The 20,871-nt window shown below is 66.4% G+C and carries 15 protein-coding genes; 3 read left to right on the forward strand and 12 right to left on the reverse strand.

Features of this window, described 5'->3' with window-relative positions:
- Positions 1-4 precede the first annotated feature (4 nt).
- The 12 genes from ROV95_RS20975 to gmk all read right to left on the reverse strand — a co-directional run bounded on the left by ROV95_RS20975 (position 5) and on the right by gmk (position 15,752).
- Complete coding sequence (locus ROV95_RS20975) at positions 5-1,138, reverse strand: CfaE/CblD family pilus tip adhesin (RefSeq protein ID WP_312546258.1); 1,134 nt, start codon at positions 1,136-1,138, stop codon at positions 5-7.
- A complete protein-coding gene (locus tag ROV95_RS20980) occupies positions 1,135-3,864 on the reverse strand; it encodes a TcfC E-set like domain-containing protein (RefSeq protein WP_312546260.1) in 2,730 nt (909 codons plus the stop codon). The genes ROV95_RS20975 and ROV95_RS20980 overlap by 4 nt, the downstream gene beginning before the upstream one ends.
- Before the next feature lie 61 nt (positions 3,865-3,925).
- Positions 3,926-4,423 carry a CS1 type fimbrial major subunit gene (locus tag ROV95_RS20985; protein ID WP_312546262.1) on the reverse strand — a complete coding sequence of 166 codons (498 nt, stop codon included), beginning with the start codon at positions 4,421-4,423 and terminating at the stop codon, positions 3,926-3,928.
- Between the two features lie 518 nt (positions 4,424-4,941).
- Positions 4,942-6,009 carry a hypothetical protein gene (locus ROV95_RS20990; protein WP_312546264.1) on the reverse strand — a complete coding sequence of 356 codons (1,068 nt, stop codon included), beginning with the start codon at positions 6,007-6,009 and terminating at the stop codon, positions 4,942-4,944.
- A gap of 437 nt (positions 6,010-6,446) precedes the next feature.
- Complete coding sequence (locus ROV95_RS20995; RefSeq protein WP_059035290.1) at positions 6,447-7,724, reverse strand: citrate synthase; 1,278 nt, start codon at positions 7,722-7,724, stop codon at positions 6,447-6,449.
- A 295-nt stretch (positions 7,725-8,019) separates the two neighbouring features.
- Entirely contained in the window at positions 8,020-8,262 is a 243-nt protein-coding gene (locus ROV95_RS21000) for a type B 50S ribosomal protein L31 (RefSeq protein WP_005410871.1), read from the reverse strand.
- Positions 8,263-8,350: 88 nt separating this feature from the next.
- A complete protein-coding gene (locus ROV95_RS21005) occupies positions 8,351-9,289 on the reverse strand; it encodes a nucleoside hydrolase (protein WP_021203710.1) in 939 nt (312 codons plus the stop codon).
- Between the two features lie 466 nt (positions 9,290-9,755).
- Positions 9,756-11,867, reverse strand: coding sequence for an ATP-dependent DNA helicase RecG (gene recG, locus ROV95_RS21010; protein WP_312546268.1), 2,112 nt, complete (start codon positions 11,865-11,867; stop codon positions 9,756-9,758).
- Positions 11,868-11,874: 7 nt separating this feature from the next.
- Positions 11,875-12,261 carry a RidA family protein gene (locus ROV95_RS21015; RefSeq protein ID WP_312546269.1) on the reverse strand — a complete coding sequence of 129 codons (387 nt, stop codon included), beginning with the start codon at positions 12,259-12,261 and terminating at the stop codon, positions 11,875-11,877.
- A gap of 147 nt (positions 12,262-12,408) precedes the next feature.
- Positions 12,409-14,571 carry a bifunctional (p)ppGpp synthetase/guanosine-3',5'-bis(diphosphate) 3'-pyrophosphohydrolase gene (locus ROV95_RS21020; protein ID WP_019661980.1) on the reverse strand — a complete coding sequence of 721 codons (2,163 nt, stop codon included), beginning with the start codon at positions 14,569-14,571 and terminating at the stop codon, positions 12,409-12,411.
- Positions 14,572-14,676: 105 nt separating this feature from the next.
- Positions 14,677-14,976, reverse strand: coding sequence for a DNA-directed RNA polymerase subunit omega (gene rpoZ / locus ROV95_RS21025; RefSeq protein ID WP_005410877.1), 300 nt, complete (start codon positions 14,974-14,976; stop codon positions 14,677-14,679).
- Positions 14,977-15,086: 110 nt separating this feature from the next.
- Positions 15,087-15,752: a guanylate kinase gene (gene gmk, locus ROV95_RS21030; protein ID WP_019661981.1), complete on the reverse strand. Its 666-nt coding sequence runs from the start codon at positions 15,750-15,752 to the stop codon at positions 15,087-15,089.
- Positions 15,753-16,043: 291 nt separating this feature from the next.
- Here gmk and fdnG point away from each other — a divergent pair, with 291 nt between their 5' ends.
- The 3 genes from fdnG to ROV95_RS21045 are packed head-to-tail and all read left to right on the forward strand — an operon-like array spanning position 16,044 to position 20,684.
- A complete protein-coding gene (gene fdnG, locus ROV95_RS21035) occupies positions 16,044-19,112 on the forward strand; it encodes a formate dehydrogenase-N subunit alpha (protein WP_312546271.1) in 3,069 nt (1,022 codons plus the stop codon).
- Positions 19,113-19,122: 10 nt separating this feature from the next.
- Positions 19,123-20,040 carry a formate dehydrogenase subunit beta gene (fdxH, locus tag ROV95_RS21040; RefSeq protein ID WP_312546273.1) on the forward strand — a complete coding sequence of 306 codons (918 nt, stop codon included), beginning with the start codon at positions 19,123-19,125 and terminating at the stop codon, positions 20,038-20,040.
- Positions 20,037-20,684 (forward strand): formate dehydrogenase subunit gamma, encoded by a 648-nt coding sequence (locus ROV95_RS21045; protein ID WP_005410882.1) that lies wholly within the window; start codon positions 20,037-20,039, stop codon positions 20,682-20,684. The genes fdxH and ROV95_RS21045 overlap by 4 nt, the downstream gene beginning before the upstream one ends.
- Positions 20,685-20,871 lie beyond the last annotated feature (187 nt).

The following is a 20,871-nucleotide window of genomic DNA, read 5'->3' on the forward strand; positions in this document are numbered from 1 at the left end:
GGGATCAGGGTTTGGCGGTCGGCACGCGCAGCTCTACCGTCAACTCGCCGTCGTAGAGACCGGGCCGCTTGCTGGCGATGGGCGTAGGCGGCGTTTCCAGCACCAGCGGCGTGGGCACGCAGTACACGGGTTGGCTGATGCCCGGCAGCATCACCAGCCGCAACTGCGCGCTGTCGATACCGCGCAGCAGCTGTTCATCGCCGTTCTTCATCGCCAGACGGTTGCCGCCGTATTTCAGGCTGACCTGGTAGTCGAGGCGCTGGGTGTCGTCACTGCCGCCATCTCCGTGCCAGACCGCATAGTCACGCCCTGGTGGTGGCCGTGGACCGCTGTCGCGCACGGTGACGCCGAGGAACTCGCTCTGCGAGCCCACGCCGTCGTACAGGCACATGTCCACTTCCTTGTAGCCGCCGACCATCTTGCGGATGGGGTCGTAGCGCAGGTCCATGTTGACCAGCGGCGCGATGCCGTCGAAGCCGGGGAAGTAGATCGAGATCGCGTCGTAGTCGGTGACGGTGAAATCGAAGTTGAAGGTGGCTGTTGCGACCGGTGCTGCAGAAGGATCGGCCTTGATGTTCAGGCGCATCGTGGCCTTCCAGTGGCCTGCCACGAGCTTCTTGAGTTCCTCCGCCAACATAGTCAGCCGAACTCCTGTACCTAGTGATTCACCTGTTCCGCACAAATCCAGCCTCGCTGCGAACAGCGGTCTGAATATTGGCTGCCAGAAGTCACCCAAGCAGCTGCGATCAGAATTGACCCTCTCTAGGTGCCCTACCGCGCTGATCTCTGTCCAAAGTCCAGTTCGCTGCTCCACAGCTCTTACGAGAACCTCCGATGTTCCTTCTGCCTCGCCAAGCAAAGGATCGGTTCGGCATCGTCCCAATGCTGCATCCGAGTCTGACTCACACAGAGCATGAATCTGCCCATACCTCAGCGATTGATCGTGACTGAACCCCAGCACCGTCCGCGGCGCCCACAGCTCCACATCACCCGGCACCGCCGAGCGATCCCAGCTCATCACGATGTCCCGGCTCTGGTCCGTCGGATGCGTCTCCGGCGGCCACTGCGCCCACGCCCGTGGCATCACCAGCACCAGCGTACAGACCAGCATCAACACACACATCCAACGCCGGCTCATGGCGTACCTCCTGCAGCAGCGGTCTGGGGCGTGGCGGCAATCAACGCGCGTTCCTGCAGCAGGCGGGTCACGCGGGCCTGCTGGCGGATCTCGGGCGGCAGCTGGGCCACGGCCAGCGGCTCGCAGTGCACGGCGCCGACCAGCAGCACCACCTGGCGGCGCTCGCGCACCTGCAGCGGGCAATGCAGCAGGCGGTCGTCCTGCAGCAGGTACAGCGTTGTTTCGCGACGCGGGAAATCGGCAACGAAGCTGCCGTTGGCGCTGGTGCCGGGCACCGGCGCGTTGAGGATGCGGGCACCGCCCAATGGCGACCCCGCAAGGTCCTTGGCATTGCCGATGAAGGTGTAGGTCACTTCAATCGGCACCGGCATGCGCATCAGCTTGCCGGGCGTGAGGAACATCGGCCGTGCACCGCCCACGCCGGTCACGCGGATCGCGGCGATGCTGTCCAGGGTGCTGGCGTCCTGCACTTCGGCGCGCTGCGACTGATAGGCCTGCAGCGGCAGCAGCCGACGCTCGCCGATCTGCAGACGCTGTCGGCGCAGCCCACCCACCTGCAGTTCCGCGGCCACGCCATGCAGGTCGGCATCGTCGAAACCGTCCACCTGCACGGCCAGGCCGGCCTCGGCGCCGTTGGCACCGCTCCAGTAGAAACCACGCCGGCCCAGTGCGAAGCCGGAGCTGTGGCTGCCGCTGTAGCCGGTCTCGCCACGCCCGCGCTGCTGATAGTGCGCGATGCTGGCGGTGGTGTTGCCGATGCCGTTCTGCAGCTGGCCGCTCAGCGAGGCGCTGTAACGGTCAGTGTTGTTGCCGCGCAGTTCGGCGTTCAGCTCCCGATAGTGCGTGTCCCGGTCCTGGCGCAGGCTCTGGCCCACGCTGTAGTCGATGGCCGGGCGCTGATGCTGCGGCTGGCGCACGTCCACCGCATAGCGGCGCTGACCACTGCTGTCATGGCTGCGCTGCAGGCGGGTCAGGCTGAGGTTGAAGTAGATGCCACGGTCACGCTCGTTGCTGCCGCGCACGCTGTCGGTGCTGCGCTGCTGCCATAGCCCCACGCGCGTGGACACGCTGAAGTCCTGCCAGCGGTGGCTGCGGCTGAAGCTGGCCTGCCAGGTCCGGCTGAGCACGGGCTCGCGGCGCGGTTCCAGCGGACCGGGCGGCAGCAAGGGATCCAGCCCGAACAACGGGTCCTGCTCGAATTCAGGCCGATGCCAGCCGGTGCGCCAGGTCTGGCGACGGGTATAGCCCACGTAGACATTGCCACCGCCCAGCGGCAGCGACATCGAACCGCTGAGTGAGTTGGTGCAGCCCAGCTGGTCGCGCGCATCGGCCTCGAACTGGCAGGCCTTGCCGCGCATGCGCTGCTGGTAGAGATTCCACGACGCCTTGCGCCGGTACGACAGCTGGTGCTGCTGGCCATTGCTGCCATCGCTGCCGCGCATGCCGCTGAGCGTGGCGCGCATTTCCTGGGTGGCCAGCACGCGGCGTAGGTCCAGGCGCAGCTCGCCGTAGCTGTGGCCGCCGAGGTTGGCGGCACCCGCGGTAAGTGCGGCATCGCGGCCCAGCGGCACGCGCACGCCGGCCATCGCCACACTTTCACCATCAAAGCGATCACTGCGGCGCTCGTTGCGGCGGCCGCCCTGCACGAACCACTGCCACTGGCTGTTGGTCCAGTCGCCGCCCTTGTCGAACGGTGCCTCCTCGGTGCGCACCAGTACACCATCTTCGTAGATGCGCATGCGCACCAGGTAGTTGCCGAAGGGGAAATTGCGGGTGTCGATCTGGTTGATGCCGGCCTGCAGGTAGAAGGTCTGCAGCAGCCGCTCGCCGTCGAACACGTCGACGCGTGCATCGCGCGCCAGCAGCACGGTCAGCGGCGTGGCCTGCACGGCCGCGTCGGTGTCCACATAGGCCTGGGTGGTGCCCACGCGTGCGCCCTGGAAACGGTCCAGCGGCAGCATGCTGAAACTGAAGGTGCCGCCCTGCGGGCTGGACAGGTTGCGGCGGTCCATGCGCCCGGCCTGCAGGTAATGCGCTTGGCCCAGGTCATGGCGGTAATAGACGTTGTCGAACTGGAAGTCGTCGTTGCTGCCACGGCTGCGGTAGCGCTGCTGGGTGTAGTACCAGTCGGCGGACAGGTGGCCGCGATCAAACAGGCCCAGCGTGCCCACGCCGCGCGCGGACAGCGCCTGATAGTCGCGGCCGCCGCTGACGTTGAGTGTCTGCTGGTGCAGGAAGGCGTTCTCGGCATTGGCCGTGACCTTGTGGTAACGCTCCGCTGCCGGCTCTCCCGGAATCCACTGCCGCGCCACGAACAGGCGCACGGCGCCCTCGCCTTCGTCATACAGCGCGCGCGCCGCGGTGGGGTCTTCAGGTGGGTCGAGGTAACCGCAGCCGGCCGTGGCGCCACCGAAGCGGCAGGCCAGGTGGCTGTTGCGCGGCAGTGGTTGCGACAACGCCCGCAGCAACGCCGCCTGTGCTTCGGCAGGCAGGTCCAACGCCTGCAGCACGTGCGCGGGGTCTTCCAGCTGCACGTGCTCCAGGGTCACGCGAACCGGCGACAGCCCGGCCGAGCGGCCGAACAGCTGGATGTCGAGTTGTTCGGTCTGGCCTTCGACCAGATCCTCGAAGCCGGCGGGGACGCCGTGGGCTGCGACCAGGGGAGCAGACATCGCCAAGGCGAGCGCGACCGCCAGCCGGGTAACGGCGGGGGCGTGTGGGGTCATTGGGGAGTACCGCTGGAGTAGCGGCCGGCCCGGAATGCGGGCCGGCGCGGGAAGCCGTGGATCAGGGCTTCTGGTTCATGACGATGTAGACCATGCCTTCGTAGCGGCCGTTGACCGTAAGCGGGCCACCGGCACCCGCCTGAGCGATGGTCAGCGGCATCGAGATGGAGGCACCCGGCGTCGAGCTGGCGCCGTTGAACAGGTCAGCCGCCTTGAACTCGGTGACCGCAGTGGTCAGCGCATCGGTGTTCAGGCTGACGGCCAGCGGCACGCGGGTGGCGCCATTGAGCAGCACCGGATCGTGGCCGAGGCGCACCTCGATGTCCGCGGTTTCGTCATTGGAATGGATGCGCACCTGCTGCGTCGACGGCAGCAGGCCACGCAGCGGATCGTGGGTCAGCTGCACGGTGTCCGGCAGCGGGGTGCCATCGTCGCGCAGCAGCGCCAGGGTCGGGTCGACGTCGGCGTAGACGGTGATCTTGGTTTCCAGCGCGTGCGCGGACAGCGAAGCAGTGGCCAGCGCTGCAGCGAGCGCGGCCTTCTTGAGAATGGCGTGCATGGGTGTCTCTCTCGGACAGGGGGAATATGAAAGCCCCCCTCCCCTAAGGAGAAAGGGAGGGAGGCGCCGCCCGCAGAGGTGGTTGCGGGCGACGGAGAGAATGTTAGAAATCCATTGCCATGCAGGCCATTCAAGGATTCCTAAAACGTTGAACGTTAAGGAGAATTCTTGAATTCGCTCAATGTTTGAGGGTTATGCAAACTCCCTCACTGCTTGAATGCAATAAACCTCATTGCCTTGGATTTGTAGAGTCGACTGTTAGTCGACTGCTCTTCCGACACTGCGCGAAACACACGCGCTGCGCGCGTGAGTCGAGTACGGCTCGACTCTACAACGGGTCATCCCCGCATGGCGTGGATCTGCTGGATGGCATCAGGCCGCCTTTCGGCGGCCTGATGAGACATCGCGTTGGCGAGCGATCAGAAGAAGATCGCGTACAGGATCAGCAGCGGAATCGGCACGCCCAACAGCCAGAGCAGAATCATTTTCATGGCAGGTCTCCTTGCACGGTATGCGGGTTACAGGTCGCGGCGGCGGCCGCCCCAGGTGGCGCTGAGGCTGGCGAAGAACGCGCCGATCAGCAGAGTGATGAACAGCCACAGCGCGGCATACGCCGCGGCCTTGCGAGCATCGTCGGCCGCCTGCTTGGCGGTGGTCTTTGCCTTCTCCAGCGCGGCACGCATGCGCGTCTGCACATCGGTCACGCGGGCCTGCGCTTCAGCCGGGCTCATCCCGGTCTCGCGCGCGATCAGCTGAGACAGGTACTGGGTATCGGCCGGATCCAGGCCCTCCCCGTGCAGGCTGTTGACGATGATGCGGTTCACTTCGGCGCGCACTTCGCGGCGGTCGCCGATCGGACCGTTGCCCGGCAGCGGTCGCGGCGGCGGGGCGATGCGCGCGTCGAGTGGACCGGCGCCCGGTGCCGGCGGCGGCGGGGGGGCATTCGGATCCATCGGTGCACCCGGCGGCGGCGCTGCAGGAGCAGACGGCCCTGCGCTGGTGGTGCTGCGGAACAGCGAATCGACCCAGTAGTTGAGGTCGCCTTCCGGAGCCGCAGCGGCAGCGCTGCCGGCGCCCGCAGCGGCAACACCGGCCGTGGATGCGGCAGCGCCTGCGGTGGCGCCCGCCACCTTTGCACCGGCGCCCAGCACGCCACCGATGGCCGAGGTCAGCAGGCCCGCAGTCAGCAGCGTGGCCACCGCCCACGACACGAAGCCGTGCGCGGTATCGCGGAAGTAGGTTTCATCGCCACGGATCTGCGTCCACTTGGTGCGCAGGCGGCCGGCGAGGTAGCCACCCAGGCCCGAGGCGGCGAGTGCGGTGAAGGTGAGCCAAGCGATGCTGGACCAACCGAAGGTCTCTTTGCTGACGCCTTCGAACGACCATGGCGACACCGACGACAGGCCGAGGCCAACACCGAGGATCAGCAGGATGAGGGAGAGTGCAGCGGCAGCGGTGGCGCCAGCGAAGATCGCGCCCCAGGAAACGGCGCTTTCGCTGGGAGGGGCGACGATCGGGGCGGTGACGACGGCGGCGACGTCAGGGCCGAGCGGTCCGCGCTCGGGTGGGTCGAATCGGGTACTCATCGGGATGGACGCTCCATTTCAGGTGCTGCGGATGCAGCTGGCGTCCTGAGGCTGCGCGAGCGCTTGTGAAGCTGGCGAGACCCTTGAATCACGCGGTCTTGGCGCGGTGAAGCGCGTGCCAACCAAGGTTGGCACCTACCGAAGGCGGGTGCGGCGGTAGATCCGCGCCATGCGTGGATGGGAGAGCGTGCCAACCAAGGTTGGCACCTACCGAAGGCGGTTGCGGTGGTAGATCCACGCCGTGCGTGGATGGGAAAGCGTGCCAACCAAGGTTGGCACCTACCGAAGGCGGTTGCGGTGGTAGATCCACGCCGTGCGTGGATGATTTTTCGCGGGCGCCGAAATCGTGCGGACCAACGGTCCGCACCTACCAGGTCCGCTCCAAAAAAAACGCCCCGCGGATGCGGGGCGTTCTTCTCACAACTCACGCGGGGCGATCAGCCCTGGTAGTCGCGCACGTCGCTGCCGGTGTAGACCTGGCGCGGACGGCCGATCTTCATTTCCGGGTCGACCTGCTGTTCCAGCCAATGCGACACCCAGCCGGAGGTACGGCCCAGGGCGAACATGACGGTGAACATCTCGGTCGGGATCTGCAGCGCCTTGTAGATGATGCCGCTGTAGAAATCGACGTTCGGGTACAGCTTGCGGGCGACGAAGTACTCGTCCTGCAGCGCGGCCTGCTCCAGCTTCACGGCCACGTCCAGCAGCGGATCCTGCACGCCCAGCTGCTTGAGCACCTTGCTGGTCATCTCGCCGATGACCTTGGCGCGCGGGTCGAAGTTCTTGTAGACGCGGTGGCCGAAGCCCATCAGGCGGAAGCCGGAGGTCTTGTCCTTGGCCTTGACCACGGCGGACTCGACATTGTCGGCGCTGCCGATCTCTTCGAGCATCTTCAGCACGGCTTCGTTGGCACCGCCGTGGGCCGGACCCCACAGCGCGGTGACGCCCGCAGCGACCGACGCGTACGGGTTGGCACCGGTCGAGCCGACCAGGCGCACGGTCGAGGTCGAGGCGTTCTGCTCGTGGTCGGCATGCAGGATGAACAGCAGGTCCAGTGCCTTGACCACGTCCGGGTTCAGGTCGTACTGGCCGTCAGCGGACTCGAAGGTCTGCTTCAGGAAGCGGCTGACGTAGTCCAGCGAGGTGTCCGGCTTGTTGGCCGGCAGGCCCTTGCCGTGGCGGTAGATCAGCGCCGACAGGGTCGGCACCTTGGCGATCAGGCGCACGGCGGCCTGGCGGCGCTGTTCGGCGTCGGACAGGTCCAGCGAGTCGTGATAGATGGCCGACAGCTGCGCGATCGCAGCGGCCAGGATGGCCATCGGGTGGGCATCCTTGGCGAAGCTGCCGATCAAGGTGTTGATCGACTCATCGACGTTGGCTTCGGCGGTCAGCTCATCGGTGAAGGCCTTCAGCTGCTCGGCGCTCGGGCGCTCGCCGTTGATCAGCAGGTAGGCCACTTCGACGTAGCTCGACTTTTCCGACAGCTGTTCGATCGGGTAGCCGCGGTACAGCAGCACGCCCTTGTCGCCGTCGATGTAGGTGATGGCGGACTTGCAGCTGGCCGTCGCGGTGAAGCCGGAATCGTAGGTGAAATACCCCGTTTCCTTGGTCAGCTTCGCGATGTCGACGCAGTCGTTGCCAAGGGTGGGTTTGATGACGGGCAGAACGACCGACTTGTCGCCGGCGTTGAGCGTGACCTGATCAAGATCGGACACTGTGTGCGCTCCTTCATGGGAAGGCGCCTGCCCAAGCGCATTGGTCAGGCACGTGAATGACGTCCTCGGCCTGTGCCGGGGATCAGGTCATTATCGCACAGCAGCATTTGCCCGGCGCTAGACAGAAGTCGTATACGACAGGCAGCCAGACGCCGGCCGTTGAGCGGCCCGGATCGGCAAAAGCGTTGTCACACGAACGCAGTGTTCCGTCCATCCAAACGCCCGTTGGGTTGGCGTTGGGGAAAACAAACGGCCGCGCAGAGCGCGGCCGTTGGTTCGAAGCTGGATCGACAGATCAGCGCGCGTAGCGCTTCTGGAACTTGTCGATACGGCCCGAGGTGTCGATGACCTTGTGCTTGCCCGTGTAGAACGGGTGCGAAGCCGAGGAAATTTCAACCTTGACCAGCGGGTATTCGTTGCCGTCTTCCCACTGGATGGTTTCCTTCGTCGCCATGGTGGAGCGGGTCAGGATCTTGAAATCGGAGGTGACGTCATGGAAGACGACGTCGCGGTAGTTCGGATGGATATCGGCCTTCATGGGCTCACACCGTAAATGGGCTGGTGGTCAAGAGCGGCATTATAAGCACCGGTTGCCGCTCGGGGCAACCGGTGCCGGGTAATGGACGTCAGTCCGCACCCAAGGCTTGGCGCACCAGGGCCTCGAAACGCTGCTGGTCGTAGGCCATCAGCAGATCGCAGTTGTCCGGCTGGCCGGTCTGGCGGTTCCAGTCGACGATGGTGGCGCCGCGGCTGAACGTGCCGTTCAGCTCCACGTTCAGCGGGCGCGACTCGACCCGCAGCTGCCCTTCGGGGTTCAGCGCCCAGGCCATGGCCACCGCATCGGCGGTGTACCAGCGCCCGCCCTTGCTGTCTTCGGACAGGCCACGGGTCTTGCGCGAGATCAGTTCGTAGAAGCGGGCGCGATCGGAATCAGCCTGCAGCCACTTCTCGGCGTCCTGCAGCGGCAGGCCATGGGCGACGGTGGCCTCCCAGTCCGACACCAGCAGGTGCTTGAACGAGGTGAACACCACGTGCGCCGCTTCCGGGTCGAACGCAATGTTGAATTCGGCCGCCGGGGTGATGTTGCCGTGGCAGGTGACCGCGCCGCCCATCACCACGATGCGCTTGATGCGCTCGGGCAGGGTCGGGTCCAGCTTCAGTGCCAGGGCCAGGTTGGTCAGCGGGCCCAGCATCACCAGCATCAGTTCGCCGGCGTGCTCGTGCGACAGGCGCAGGATGGCCAGTGCGGCGTGCTCGGCTTCGGCCTGGCGGCTGGGCGGCGGCAGGTCCACGTCGCCGTAGCCGTCACGGCCATGCACGTGGGCAGCGTCGACGGAGGGATGCAGCAGCGGATCCGGGCTGCCGGCAAACACCGGCACGTCGGCGCGGCCGACGATGTCGCAGAGCTTGAGGGCGTTGCGAACGGTGTACTCGAGGCCGACATTGCCGGCGGCGATGGTCAGGGCGACCACGTCATGCCGTTCGTCGGCGAAGGCCATCAGCAGGGCCAGGGCGTCGTCCACACCGGGGTCGGTGTCGATCAACAGCGGGATCTTGTGGGTCATCGTTGCCGTCTTCAGATCGGCAACGAAGTGTGGACCGGGTTGATGACCGTTGCAAGTACGGGGGTTGGGGTTCGGGGGGGGGGGGGGCCCCCCCCCCCCCCCCCCCCCCCCCCCAACCCCCCCCCCCCCCCCCCGCGGGGGTCGGGGGGGGGGGGGGGGCGCCCCCCCCCCCCCCCCCCCGGCCGCGGGGGGGGGGGGGGGCGCCCGCCCCCCCGCCCCCCCCCCCCCCCCCCCGGCCCCCCCCCGCCTTCGACAGATTTCCGCAGCTGTTGGTGGGTGTCGACCTTGGTCGACACATCCATGCAATGCGTGGATGAACATGGAATTGATCGAAAGCGCTGTCTGTAGAGTCGAGCCTTGCCCGACTCCCGCGCGCAGCGCGAGGTAGATCCACGCCATGCGCGGATGAGCATCCCGGGAATGGGGTCAGAGCCCTTTGCTGTGCAAAGGGCTCTGACCCCACCACTCACGCCGAGGCGTAACGCACGGCGGTGCCGATCCAGCGCTGCACCACGCGGTCGGCCAGCGCGGGTTGCTGGGCCAGCAGGCGCTCGGCCAGGTCGTGCACGCCGGGCAGCAGGCCGGCATCGCGGGCCAGGTCGGCGATGCGGAAACCGGCCAGGCCGGTCTGGCGGGTGCCGAGCAGTTCGCCGGGGCCGCGCAGTTCCAGATCCTTTTCGGCAATGACGAAACCATCGTTGGTTTCGCGCATGGTCTGCAGGCGCTCGCGTGCCATCTGCGAGAGCGGTGCCTGGTACAGCAGCACGCAGCGCGACACCGCCGAACCGCGGCCAACACGGCCGCGCAGCTGGTGCAGCTGGGCCAGGCCGAGGCGTTCGGCGTTCTCGATCACCATCAACGAGGCGTTCGGTACGTCCACGCCCACTTCGATGACGGTGGTCGCCACCAGCAGGTCGATCTGCCCGGCCTTGAACGCCACCATCGTGGCCAGCTTTTCCGCAGCTTTCAGGCGGCCATGCACCAGCCCCACGCGTACGCCGGGCAGCAGCGCCTGCAGCGATTCGTAGGTGGCCTGCGCGGGTGTAGCGTCCAGCTCTTCGCTTTCCTCGATGAGCGTGCACACCCAGTACACCTGCCGCCCTTCCTGGCAGGCCAGGGCGATGCGCTCGATCAGCTCCGGGCGACGATCGTTGTTCAATGCGACGGTCTGCACCGGGGTGCGGCCCGGCGGCAGTTCGTCGATGGCCGAGACATCCAGGTCGGCGTATTCGGACATCGCCAGCGTGCGCGGAATCGGTGTTGCGGTCATCACCAGCTGGTGCGGCACGCTGTTGCCGCCTGCGCCCTTGTCACGCAGCGCCAGTCGCTGATGCACGCCGAAGCGATGCTGCTCGTCGACGATGGCCAGTGCCAGATCCTGGAACACCACGGCCTCCTGCATCAGTGCGTGGGTGCCGACCACCACCTGCGCTTCGCCGCTGGCGACCTGCTCCATCACCTTGGCGCGCGCCTTGCCGGTGACCTTGCCGGCCAGCCAGGCGATGCGCACACCGAGCGGTTCCAGCCAGCCGCGCAGGTTGTTGAGATGCTGTTCGGCCAGCAGCTCGGTGGGCGCAGCCAATGCAACCTGCTTGCCCTGCTCCACCGCCAGCATCGCCGCCAGCGCGGCGACCACGGTCTTGCCGGAGCCGACATCACCCTGCACCAGCCGCAGCATCGGGCTGGGGCGCGCCAGGTCCTCGCGGATCTGCTTGAACACGCGCGCCTGCGCGCCGGTCAGCGCGAACGGCAATTGCTTCAGCAGCGCCTTGGCCAGCTTGCCGGGGCCGGCCAGCGGCGGTGCATGGTGCGCCTGCAGCGCGATACGCTGGCGACGCAGGCTGAGGTGGTGGGCCAGCAGCTCTTCCATTGCCAAGCGACGCTGCGCTGGATGAGTGCCGGCCGCCAGCGCGGCCAGGTCGGCATCGGGCGGCGGCCGGTGCACGGTCAGCAGCGCGCTGCGCAGCGACGGCAGGCCGAGGCCATCGAGCCAGCCGCTGGGCAGCAGTTCCAGCGTGCTTTCCTGCGGCAGGCGGTCCAGCGCCTGGCCGATCAGCTTGCGCATCGTCATCGGGCCCACGCCTTCGACGGTGGGATACACCGGGTCGAGGCGGTCGCCGAGTTCGGGATCGTCGTTGCGGCCCAGCACCTGGTAGCTGGGATGGACGATTTCCAGGCCGAGCTGGCCCGGTTTGGGCGTGCCGAAGCAGCGCAGCCGGTTGCCGACCGCGAACTGGCCGACCTGCTGCTGGCGGAAGTGGAAGAAGCGCAGCACCAAAGTGCCCCGCCCTTCGTCTTCCACCGCCACTTTCAGCATCGGCCGGTAGCGCATGCCGCGCTCGACCGCGACCACCCGCCCTTCCACCTGCGCCGGTACGCCGTTGCGCAGGTCCTCAATGCGGGTCAGCCGGGTACGGTCTTCATAGCGCAGTGGCAGATGAAGCCAGAGATCCTGCAGGGTGGCCAGGCCACGCGCCTGCAGTTTGGCGGCCACGGCCGGACCGACGCCCGCGAGCATCGCCAGGGATGCTTCGCCGGACGGTGACAGGACCGGGGTGACCGCCGCCTTGCGTGCCACGTGGCGGTCAGTCGATGACCATCACCGCGTCGACCTCGAAGTTGGCGCCCTTCGGCAGGCCGGAGACTTCGATCGTGGAACGGGCCGGGTACGGGGCCTGGAAGTAGTCCTGCATGACCGCGTTGACCTTGGCGAACTCGCCCAGGTCGGTCAGGTACAGGCCCAGGCGCACGACCTTGTCCAGCGAGCCGCCGGCGGCTTCGGCCACGGCCTTGAGGTTGTCGAAGGCGCGGCGGGCCTGTGCTTCGACGTCACCGGCGCCGACGATGTTGCCGGTGGCCGGGTCGAGCGGGATCTGGCCGGAGAAGTACACGGTGTTGCCGGCGCGCACGGCCTGCGAGTACGGGCCGATGGCGGCGGGGGCCTTTTCGGTGTTGATGATCTGGCGGGACATGGGTCGCTCCGGTGCTTGGGGGAAAACAGAGCGGTGATTGTACCGGGTGGGGGCGATGTCGGCTGGGGTCGGATCCGTTTCCTGGCGGGAAACGGATCCGACCCCGTACGTCGTGTGCGCGGAACGTCATCCACGCATGGCGTGGACCTACTGGCGGCGTACCGACTGCACGACCGACAGACGGCGCAGGCGGCGCATCACTTCGGCCAGGTGGTTGCGGTCGCGTACCTGGATGTTGAACGCCAGCACGGCGGCGTTGAAGTCGCGGTCCAGGTAGTCCACGCGCTCGATGTTGGAATGGCTCTGCGCGATGGCAGCAGCCAGCTGCGCCAGCACACCGGTGCCGTTCTCTACTTCCACCACCAGCGAAGTGTCGTAGTCGCCGGAAACGGTGGTGTCCCAGCCGATCGGCACCCAGCGCTCGGGCGACTTGCGCAGCTCGGCCAGGTTCGGGCAGTCCATGCGGTGAACCACGATGCCCTTGCCGGCGGTGTGGTAGCCCATGATCTCGTCGCCGGGAATCGGCTGGCAGCAGCCGGCGAAGGTGACCACGCCGCGCTCGCTGCCGTTGATCAGGATCTTTTCCTGCGAGTGGTGGCGCGAATGCGGGCCGCCACGCAGTTCGGCGTAGGCCATCAGCGCCTGCGCGGCCTGGGTCGGCATCCAGTTGCCCAGTGCGACCTCGGCCAGCAGGGCTTCCAGGCGCGGGAAGCGGTGTTCGGCCAGGAACGCATCCAGGCGCCCCTTCGGCAGCCGTTCCAGCGACGAATCCATCGCTTCCAGCGCACGGTCGAGCATGCGGTGGCCGAGCTGCACGGCATCTTCGTGTTCCAGCTGCTTGAGCTGGTGGCGGATGGCGGTGCGCGCCTTGCTGGTGACCACGAATTCCAGCCACTGCGGCTTGGGCGTGGCCGAGCGCGCGGTGATGATCTCCACCGACTGCCCCGACACCAGCTTGGTGCGCAGCGGCACCAGTTTCTTGTCCACGCGCGAGGCCACCGCCATGTTGCCCACGTCGGTATGCACGGCGTAGGCGAAATCGAGCGCGGTGGAATTGCGCGGCAGGGCCAGGATCTTGCCCTTCGGGGTGAACAGGTAGACCTCGTCCGGGAACAGGTCGACCTTGACGTTGTCGAGGAACTCCAGCGAGGAACCGGCAGCACGCTGCGAATCGATCAGTTCGACGATCCAGGCGTGCGCACGGCTCTGCGCACTGTTGGGTGAATCGCCGCCGAACTTGTAGGTCCAGTGCGCGGCCACGCCGCGTTCGGCGATCAGGTCCATTTCCTCGGTACGGATCTGCACTTCGATCGGCGAGCCATACGGCCCGAACAGCACGGTGTGCAGCGACTGGTAACCATTGGCCTTGGGAATGGCGATGAAATCGCGGAAGCGGCCATCCAGCGGCTTGAAGGTGGCATGCACCGAACCCAGCGCGTGGTAGCAGCTGGGTACGCTGCGCACCACCAGGCGGAAGCCGAACACGTCCATCACCTGGTCGAAGGTTTTGTTCTCGTCGCGCATCTTGTTGTAGATGCTCCACGGGGTCTTGATGCGGCTGACCAGGCGGTGCTCGATACCTTCCTTCGCCAGCCGCTGCGACAGCTGCACTTCCACCTGTGCCAGCGCTTCACGGCGTACCACCGGCTGGCTGCGGATGTGCTTTTCCAGGATCGCGTGGCGCCACGGGTACAGCGCCTTGAAGCCAAGATTCTGCAGTTCGCTCTTGACCAGGCTCATGCCCAGGCGCTGGGCGATGGGCGCGTAGATCTCCAGCGTCTCGCGGGCGATGCGGCCGCGCGCTTCGCGGCTCTGCGCGCCCAGCGTGCGCATGTTGTGCAGGCGGTCGGCCAGCTTGATCATGATCACGCGCAGGTCGCGCGACATCGCCAGCAGCATCTTGCGGAAGCTCTCGGCGGCCGCTTCCTGGCGGTCGCGGAACTTCAGCTTGTCCAGCTTGGTCACGCCGTCGACCAGCTCGGCCACGGCTTCGCCGAACTCGGCGGCCAGCGCCTCACGGGTCAGCGGTGTGTCTTCGATGGTGTCGTGCAGGATCGCCGCGATCAACGCTTCCACGTCCAGGCCAAGCTCGGCCAGCACCTGGGCCACGGCCACCGGATGGGTGATATAGGGCTCGCCCGACTTGCGCGTCTGCCCGGCGTGCGCGGCGGCTCCGACTTCCCAGGCGCGGCGCAGCAGCGGCAGCTGTTCCGGCGGCAGGTAATGGGCGGCGCGTTCAAGCTGGAGGACGTAGTCGGGTACGGCGGCAGCGGGGGCTGCGGCGACCTTGGCAGTGGGGCCTGGGTTCATGCCCGAAGCCTATTCCAGCGCGACGTTTACGGCAAATCCTGAATGCGAAACAGCCCGCACGGGGCGGGCTGTTCGGCGATCCAGCAACGACGTTGATCGATGCGATCAATCGTCGTTCTTGGACATGTCTTCGTCGGCGACTACTTCGGCGGCAGCCCACTCCAGCGCTTCGCGCTCGGCGCGCTCACGCTCGGCCTTCTCGACTTCGTCGATCAGCGCGTTGTCGATCTTGCGGGCGGCGATTTCGCGCAGCGCCAGCACGGTCGGCTTGTCTTCGGTCTCGCTGTTGTCCAGCGTGGCCTGCACGCCGTTGGCGAGCTGGCGGGCACGCTTGGATGCCATCATGACCAGTTCGAAACGGTTGTTAACGACTTCCAGGCAATCTTCTACGGTGATGCGGGCCATACGGGCTCCCGGCGACCGGTCGGCCGCTCAGTCGAATGAGGGAAAGGGGACGGAGTGTACTGGCAGGAGCTGGACAAAATCAAGCCAACCCCCACCCGATTCTTTTGGAATCAGTCAGTTGCACCCGGATCGGGGGTCAGCAACGCCTGGATCAGGCTGGCGTGGCGGACCTTCTGGGCCTCCCGTCGCAGGCGGCTGGCGGTGAAGATGGCGCACAGCTCGTCCACGGCAGTGTCGAACACCTCGTTGACGATGACGTAGTCGAACTCGTTGAAGTGCAGCATCTCGTCCCGGGCCGCGCCCAGGCGCTGGGCGATGACCGCCTCGCTGTCCTGGCCGCGCTTGCGCATGCGGTCCTGCAGGGCCTGCTTGGACGGCGGCAGGATGAACACGGTGACCGTGCCCGGCACCAGCTGGCGCACCTGCTGCGCGCCCTGCCAGTCGATCTCCAGCAGCACGTCCTGGCCGGCGGCCAGCTGCGGCTCCACCGACTGCCGGGCCGTGCCCTTCCAGTCGCCGTGCACCCAGGCGTGCTCGAAGAAGTCGCCGGCGGCGATCATCTGCTCGAACTTCTCGGCACTGACGAAGTGGTAGTGCTGGCCATTCACTTCACCGGGGCGCATTGCGCGCGAGGTGAAGGAAATCGACAGGGCGATCTGCGGGTCACGCGCCAGGGTGGCATTGACGATGCTGCTCTTGCCGGCGCCAGACGGGGCGGCCACGATGTACAGCGTGCCGCGCGCAACGGTGTCCGACGGCTTCGACGGGGCGCTCATGCGGGGGATCCAACGGTTTGATTTCGCAAACTTTTTTCCTCGGTGTTCCAGGCCCGGCGCGGCGGATCGCGCCAGGACGGCGGGGGCTGCGCGGAACATCCTGGAACCAGGCCCGGCAGACGCTTCCCCGGGGTGCGGGCACGCAACTTTACCAGAGGCGCCCGTTTGCGCGCCTGCCCGGCAGGCGCCGGGCCTTGTGCCACATGGGTATGCGGGTGCCTGTGCTATAACCGGGCCGTACCCAACGACAGCCCGGAGGCCCGTGCCTCCCCGCCATCCCAGGAGAACGGCATGCCATCGATGAGCCGCCGCCAGTTCCTGAAAGTGACCGGGACAACCCTGGTCGGCTCCAGCCTGGCATTGATGGGCTTCGCGCCCGGCATCGCGCTCGCGGAGGTCAGGCAGTACAAGCTGACCCGCGCGACCGAGACCCGCAACACCTGTACCTACTGTTCGGTGGCCTGCGGCATCCTGATGTACAGCCTCGGCGATGGTGCCAAGAACGCCGAGCCCAGCATCTTCCATATCGAAGGCGACCCGGACCATCCGGTGAACCGCGGCACGCTGTGCCCGAAGGGGGCCGGCCTGGCCGACATCATCCACAGCAAGTCGCGGCTGCTCTACCCCGAGTACCGCGCGCCGGGCTCGAACGAGTGGAAGCGGCTGAGCTGGGACGATGCGCTGGACCGTATCGCGCGGCTGATGAAGGAAGACCGCGACGCCAACTTCGTGCAGAAGAACGAGGCCGGGCAGACGGTCAACCGCTGGCTGACCACCGGCATGCTGGCGGCCTCGGCCACCAGCAATGAAACCGCGGTGCTGACCCACAAGGTCGTCCGCTCCCTCGGCATGCTGGCATTCGACAACCAGGCACGTGTCTGACACGGCCCGACGGTGGCAGGTCTTGCCCCGACGCTAGGCCGTGGTGCGATGACGAATCACTGGGTCGACATCAAGAATGCCGACCTGATCCTGATCATGGGTGGCAATGCCGCCGAGGCGCACCCGTGCGGGTTCAAATGGGTGACCGAGGCCAAGGCGCACAACAAGGCCCGGCTGATCGTGGTCGATCCGCGCTTCAACCGCTCGGCCGCGGTGGCCGACGTGTACGCACCGATCCGCACCGGTACCGATATCGTGTTCCTGGGCGGCCTGATCAACTACCTGTTGACCGAGGACCGCATCCAGCACGAGTACGTGCTGAACTACACCGACATGTCGTTCCTGGTGAAGGACGAGTTCGCCTTCAAGGACGGCCTGTATTCGGGCTACAACGAAGAGAAGCGCAGCTACGACCGCTCCAGCTGGGACTACGCCTACGGTGACGATGGCTTCGTGCGCAGCGACCCGACGCTGAAGGACCCGCGTTGCGTCTACAACCTGCTCAAGCAGCACTACGCGCGCTACACGGTGGAGATAGTCGAGCGCATCTGCGGCACGCCGGCCGACAGCATCCGCCAGATCTGGGACATGATCGCGTCCACCGCCGTCAAGGACAAGGCGATGACCATCCTGTACGCGCTGGGCTGGACGCAGCACTCGATCGGCGCACAGAACGTGCGTGCCGGCACCATGGTGCAGCTGCTGCTGGGCAACATCGGCGTGGCCGGTGGTGGCATGAACGCGCTGCGCGGGCATTCCAACATCCAGGGCCTGACCGACATCGGCCTGATGTCCGACCTGCTGCCCGGCTACCTGACATTGCCGAAGCAGGACGAGCAGGACTACGACGCCTACATCGCCAAGCGCACGCAGAAGCCGCTGCGCGCCAACCAGATGTCGTTCTGGCAGAACTACCCGAAGTTCCACGTCAGCCTGATGAAGTCGTGGTGGGGCGACGCCGCCACCGCCGACAACAACTGGTGCTTTGATTACCTGCCCAAGCTGGACAAGCCGTACGACATGCTGCAGGCGTACGAGCTGATGAACGAGGGCAAGATCCATGGCTACATCTGCCAGGGCTTCAACCCCCTGGCCTCGGCGCCGAACAAGGGCAAGCTGATCAGTGCGTTCTCCAAGCTGAAGTTCATGGTCAGCATGGACCCGCTGGAAACCGAGACCATCGCCTTCTGGCAGAACCACGGTGCGTTGAACGACGTCGACCCGAGCACGATCCAGACCGAAGTATTCCGTCTGCCCACCACGTCCTTCGCCGAGGAGAACGGCGCGGTGGTGAACTCCTCGCGCTGGCTGCAGTGGCACTGGAAGGGCGCCAATCCGCCGGGTGAAGCGCGCAGCGACATCGAGATCATGTCCGAGCTGTTCCATCGCATCAAGGCGATGTACGAGAAGGACGGCGGTGCGTGGTGGGAGCCGGTGCGCGACCTGGCCTGGAACTACGCCAACCCTGAGGTACCCACGCCCGAAGAACTGGCGATGGAATACAACGGCAAGGCGCTGGCCGACGTGTTCGATCCGAAGGACCCGACCAGGCTGGTGCGCAAGGCCGGCGAGCAGCTGGCCGCATTCGGCGACCTGCGCGACGACGGCAGCACCGCCTGCGGCTGCTGGATCTACATCGGTGCCTGGGGCCCGACCGGCAACATGATGGCGCGGCGTGACAACAGCGACCCCACCGGCATCGGCAACACGCTGGGCTGGGCCTGGGCGTGGCCGGCCAATCGTCGCGTGATGTACAACCGCGCCTCGTGCGACGTCGCCGGAAAGCCATTTGATCCGCGGCGCACGCTGCTGGCGTGGAACGGGAAAAACTGGGGCAGCGTGGACGTGCCCGACTTCAAGGCAGACGAAGATCCCGCCGGCGGAATGGGCCCGTTCATCATGAACCCGGAGGGCATCGCGCGCTTCTTCGCCAAGGCCGGCATGGCCGAAGGCCCGTTCCCGGAGCACTACGAACCGTTCGATACACCGCTGCGCAGCAACCCGCTCAGCCCCGGCCAGGCACTGACGCTGAACAACCCGGCCGCCCGCGTATTTGCCAGCGATCGCGCACAGATCGGTTCGCCGGACGAGTTCCCGCATGTGGCCACCACCTACCGCCTGACCGAGCATTTCCACTTCTGGACCAAGCACGGCAAGTTGAACGCCATCATCCAGCCCGAGCAGTTCGTCGAGATCGGCGCGGCGTTGGCCGACGAGCTGGGCATCAACAACGGCAGCCGCGTGCGGGTCAGTTCCAAGCGCGGCCACATCGAAGCGGTCGCCATGGTGACCAAGCGCATCAAGGCCCTGCAGATCGATGGCCGGACCGTGCACCAGGTGGGCGTGCCGATCCACTGGGGCTTCCTCGGTGCGGCCAAACCCGGCTACATCGCCAATACGCTGACCAACGCCATCGGTGACGGCAACTCGCAGACGCCCGAATCGAAGTGCATCCTGGTCAAGGTCGAGAAGGTGTAGGAGACACGCCATGTCACTGCAATCGCTGGACATCATCCGCCGCTCGGCCACCACCACGCCCTCGCCGGAAGCGCGCGGTGCGCATACCGGCCAGGTCGCCAAGCTGATCGACGTGAGCAAATGCATCGGCTGCAAGGCCTGCCAGGTCGCCTGCATGGAATGGAACGACCTGCGCGATGAGGTTGGCAGCTGCGTGGGCAGCTATGACAATCCACCGGACCTGAGCGATCAGTCGTGGACGGTGATGAAGTTCCGCGAGTACGAGGACGAGAAGGGCAAGCTGGAGTGGTTGATCCGCAAGGAAGGCTGCATGCACTGCGCCGACCCGGGCTGCCTGAAGGCCTGCCCGTCGCCGGGCGCGATCATCCAGTACGCCAACGGCATCGTCGACTTCCAGGAAGAGAACTGCATCGGCTGCGGCTATTGCGTGACTGGCTGCCCGTTCGATGTGCCGCGCATTTCCAGGAAGGATCACAAGGCCTACAAATGCACGCTCTGCTCGGACCGGGTGGCGGTGGGCCAGGAACCGGCCTGCGTGAAGACCTGCCCGACCGGCGCGATCACCTTCGGCAGCAAGCAGGCGATGACCGAACATGCGGCCGGCCGTGTGGAAGACCTGAAATCGCGCGGCTACGAGAACGCCGGCCTGTACGACCCACAGGGCGTGGGTGGCACCCACGTGATGTACGTGCTGCAGCATGTGGACAAACCCGAGCTGTACGCCGATCTGCCCAAGGACCCACGCATCAGCCCGATGGTGGAGGTCTGGAAGGGCGTGGCCAAGCCGCTGGGCGTGCTGGCGATCGCCGCCACCGCCTTCGCCGGCTTCCTGCATTACATCGGCATCGGCCGCAACACGGTCAATGACGAGGAAGAAGAGGAAGCCGAGCACGAGGCGAAGCAGATCGAAGAGGAGCAGCGGCCATGAAGTACGCCCCGCACCCGCGCCAGATCATCCGCTACCGCGCACCGACCCGCATCAACCACTGGATCGTGGCGATCTGCTTCGTGCTGACCGCGCTGTCCGGGCTGGCGCTGTTCCACCCTGCCCTGTTCCCGTTGACCCAGCTGTTCGGTGGCGGCCCCTGGACGCGCATCCTGCATCCGTTCATCGGGCTGGCCATGGTGGTGGGCTTTGCGCTGCTGGCGTTCCGCATGTGGCGCGACAATCTGCCGACCGCCGACGATCGCGCATGGATGCGCGGCATGCGCGATGTACTGCGCAACGAGGATGAGAAGCTGCCGCCGGTGGGCCGTTTCAATGCGGGCCAGAAACTGCTGTTCTGGGCCATCATCGGCTGCCTGTCGGCGCTGCTGCTGACCGGCTTCGTGATCTGGCGGCAGTACTTCAGCCACTTCTTCCCGATCGGGGTGATCCGCTTCTCGGTGCTTGCCCATGCGCTGTTCGGCTGGGTGCTGGTGTGCGCGATCGTGGTGCACATCTATGCGGCGATCTGGATCAAGGGCTCGGTGCGGGCGATGACCCAGGGCAAGGTGACCTATGGGTGGGCGTACAAGCACCACCGGCAGTGGTTCCGGGACATCCTGCGCGGACGTCGGGAAGAGGGGTAGCGGCAGGGCCTGCGGCCCTGCACCCGCTTCAAGCCAAGGCAACAGCAACAGCGGCTATTCGTGGGATGGCGGGGTGGATCCGGTTGCGGGGGACGCTGCAAGTACCCCTCCGGGGCCCGGCCCAGCCGCTGGCGGCTGTGCGTTCGGGCGCTTGCGAAGCAGTGCTTCGCAAGCAAAGCGCCCTCAC

This window comes from Stenotrophomonas maltophilia group sp. msm1 (genome assembly GCF_032025805.1).
Classification (GTDB): domain Bacteria; phylum Pseudomonadota; class Gammaproteobacteria; order Xanthomonadales; family Xanthomonadaceae; genus Stenotrophomonas; species Stenotrophomonas hibiscicola.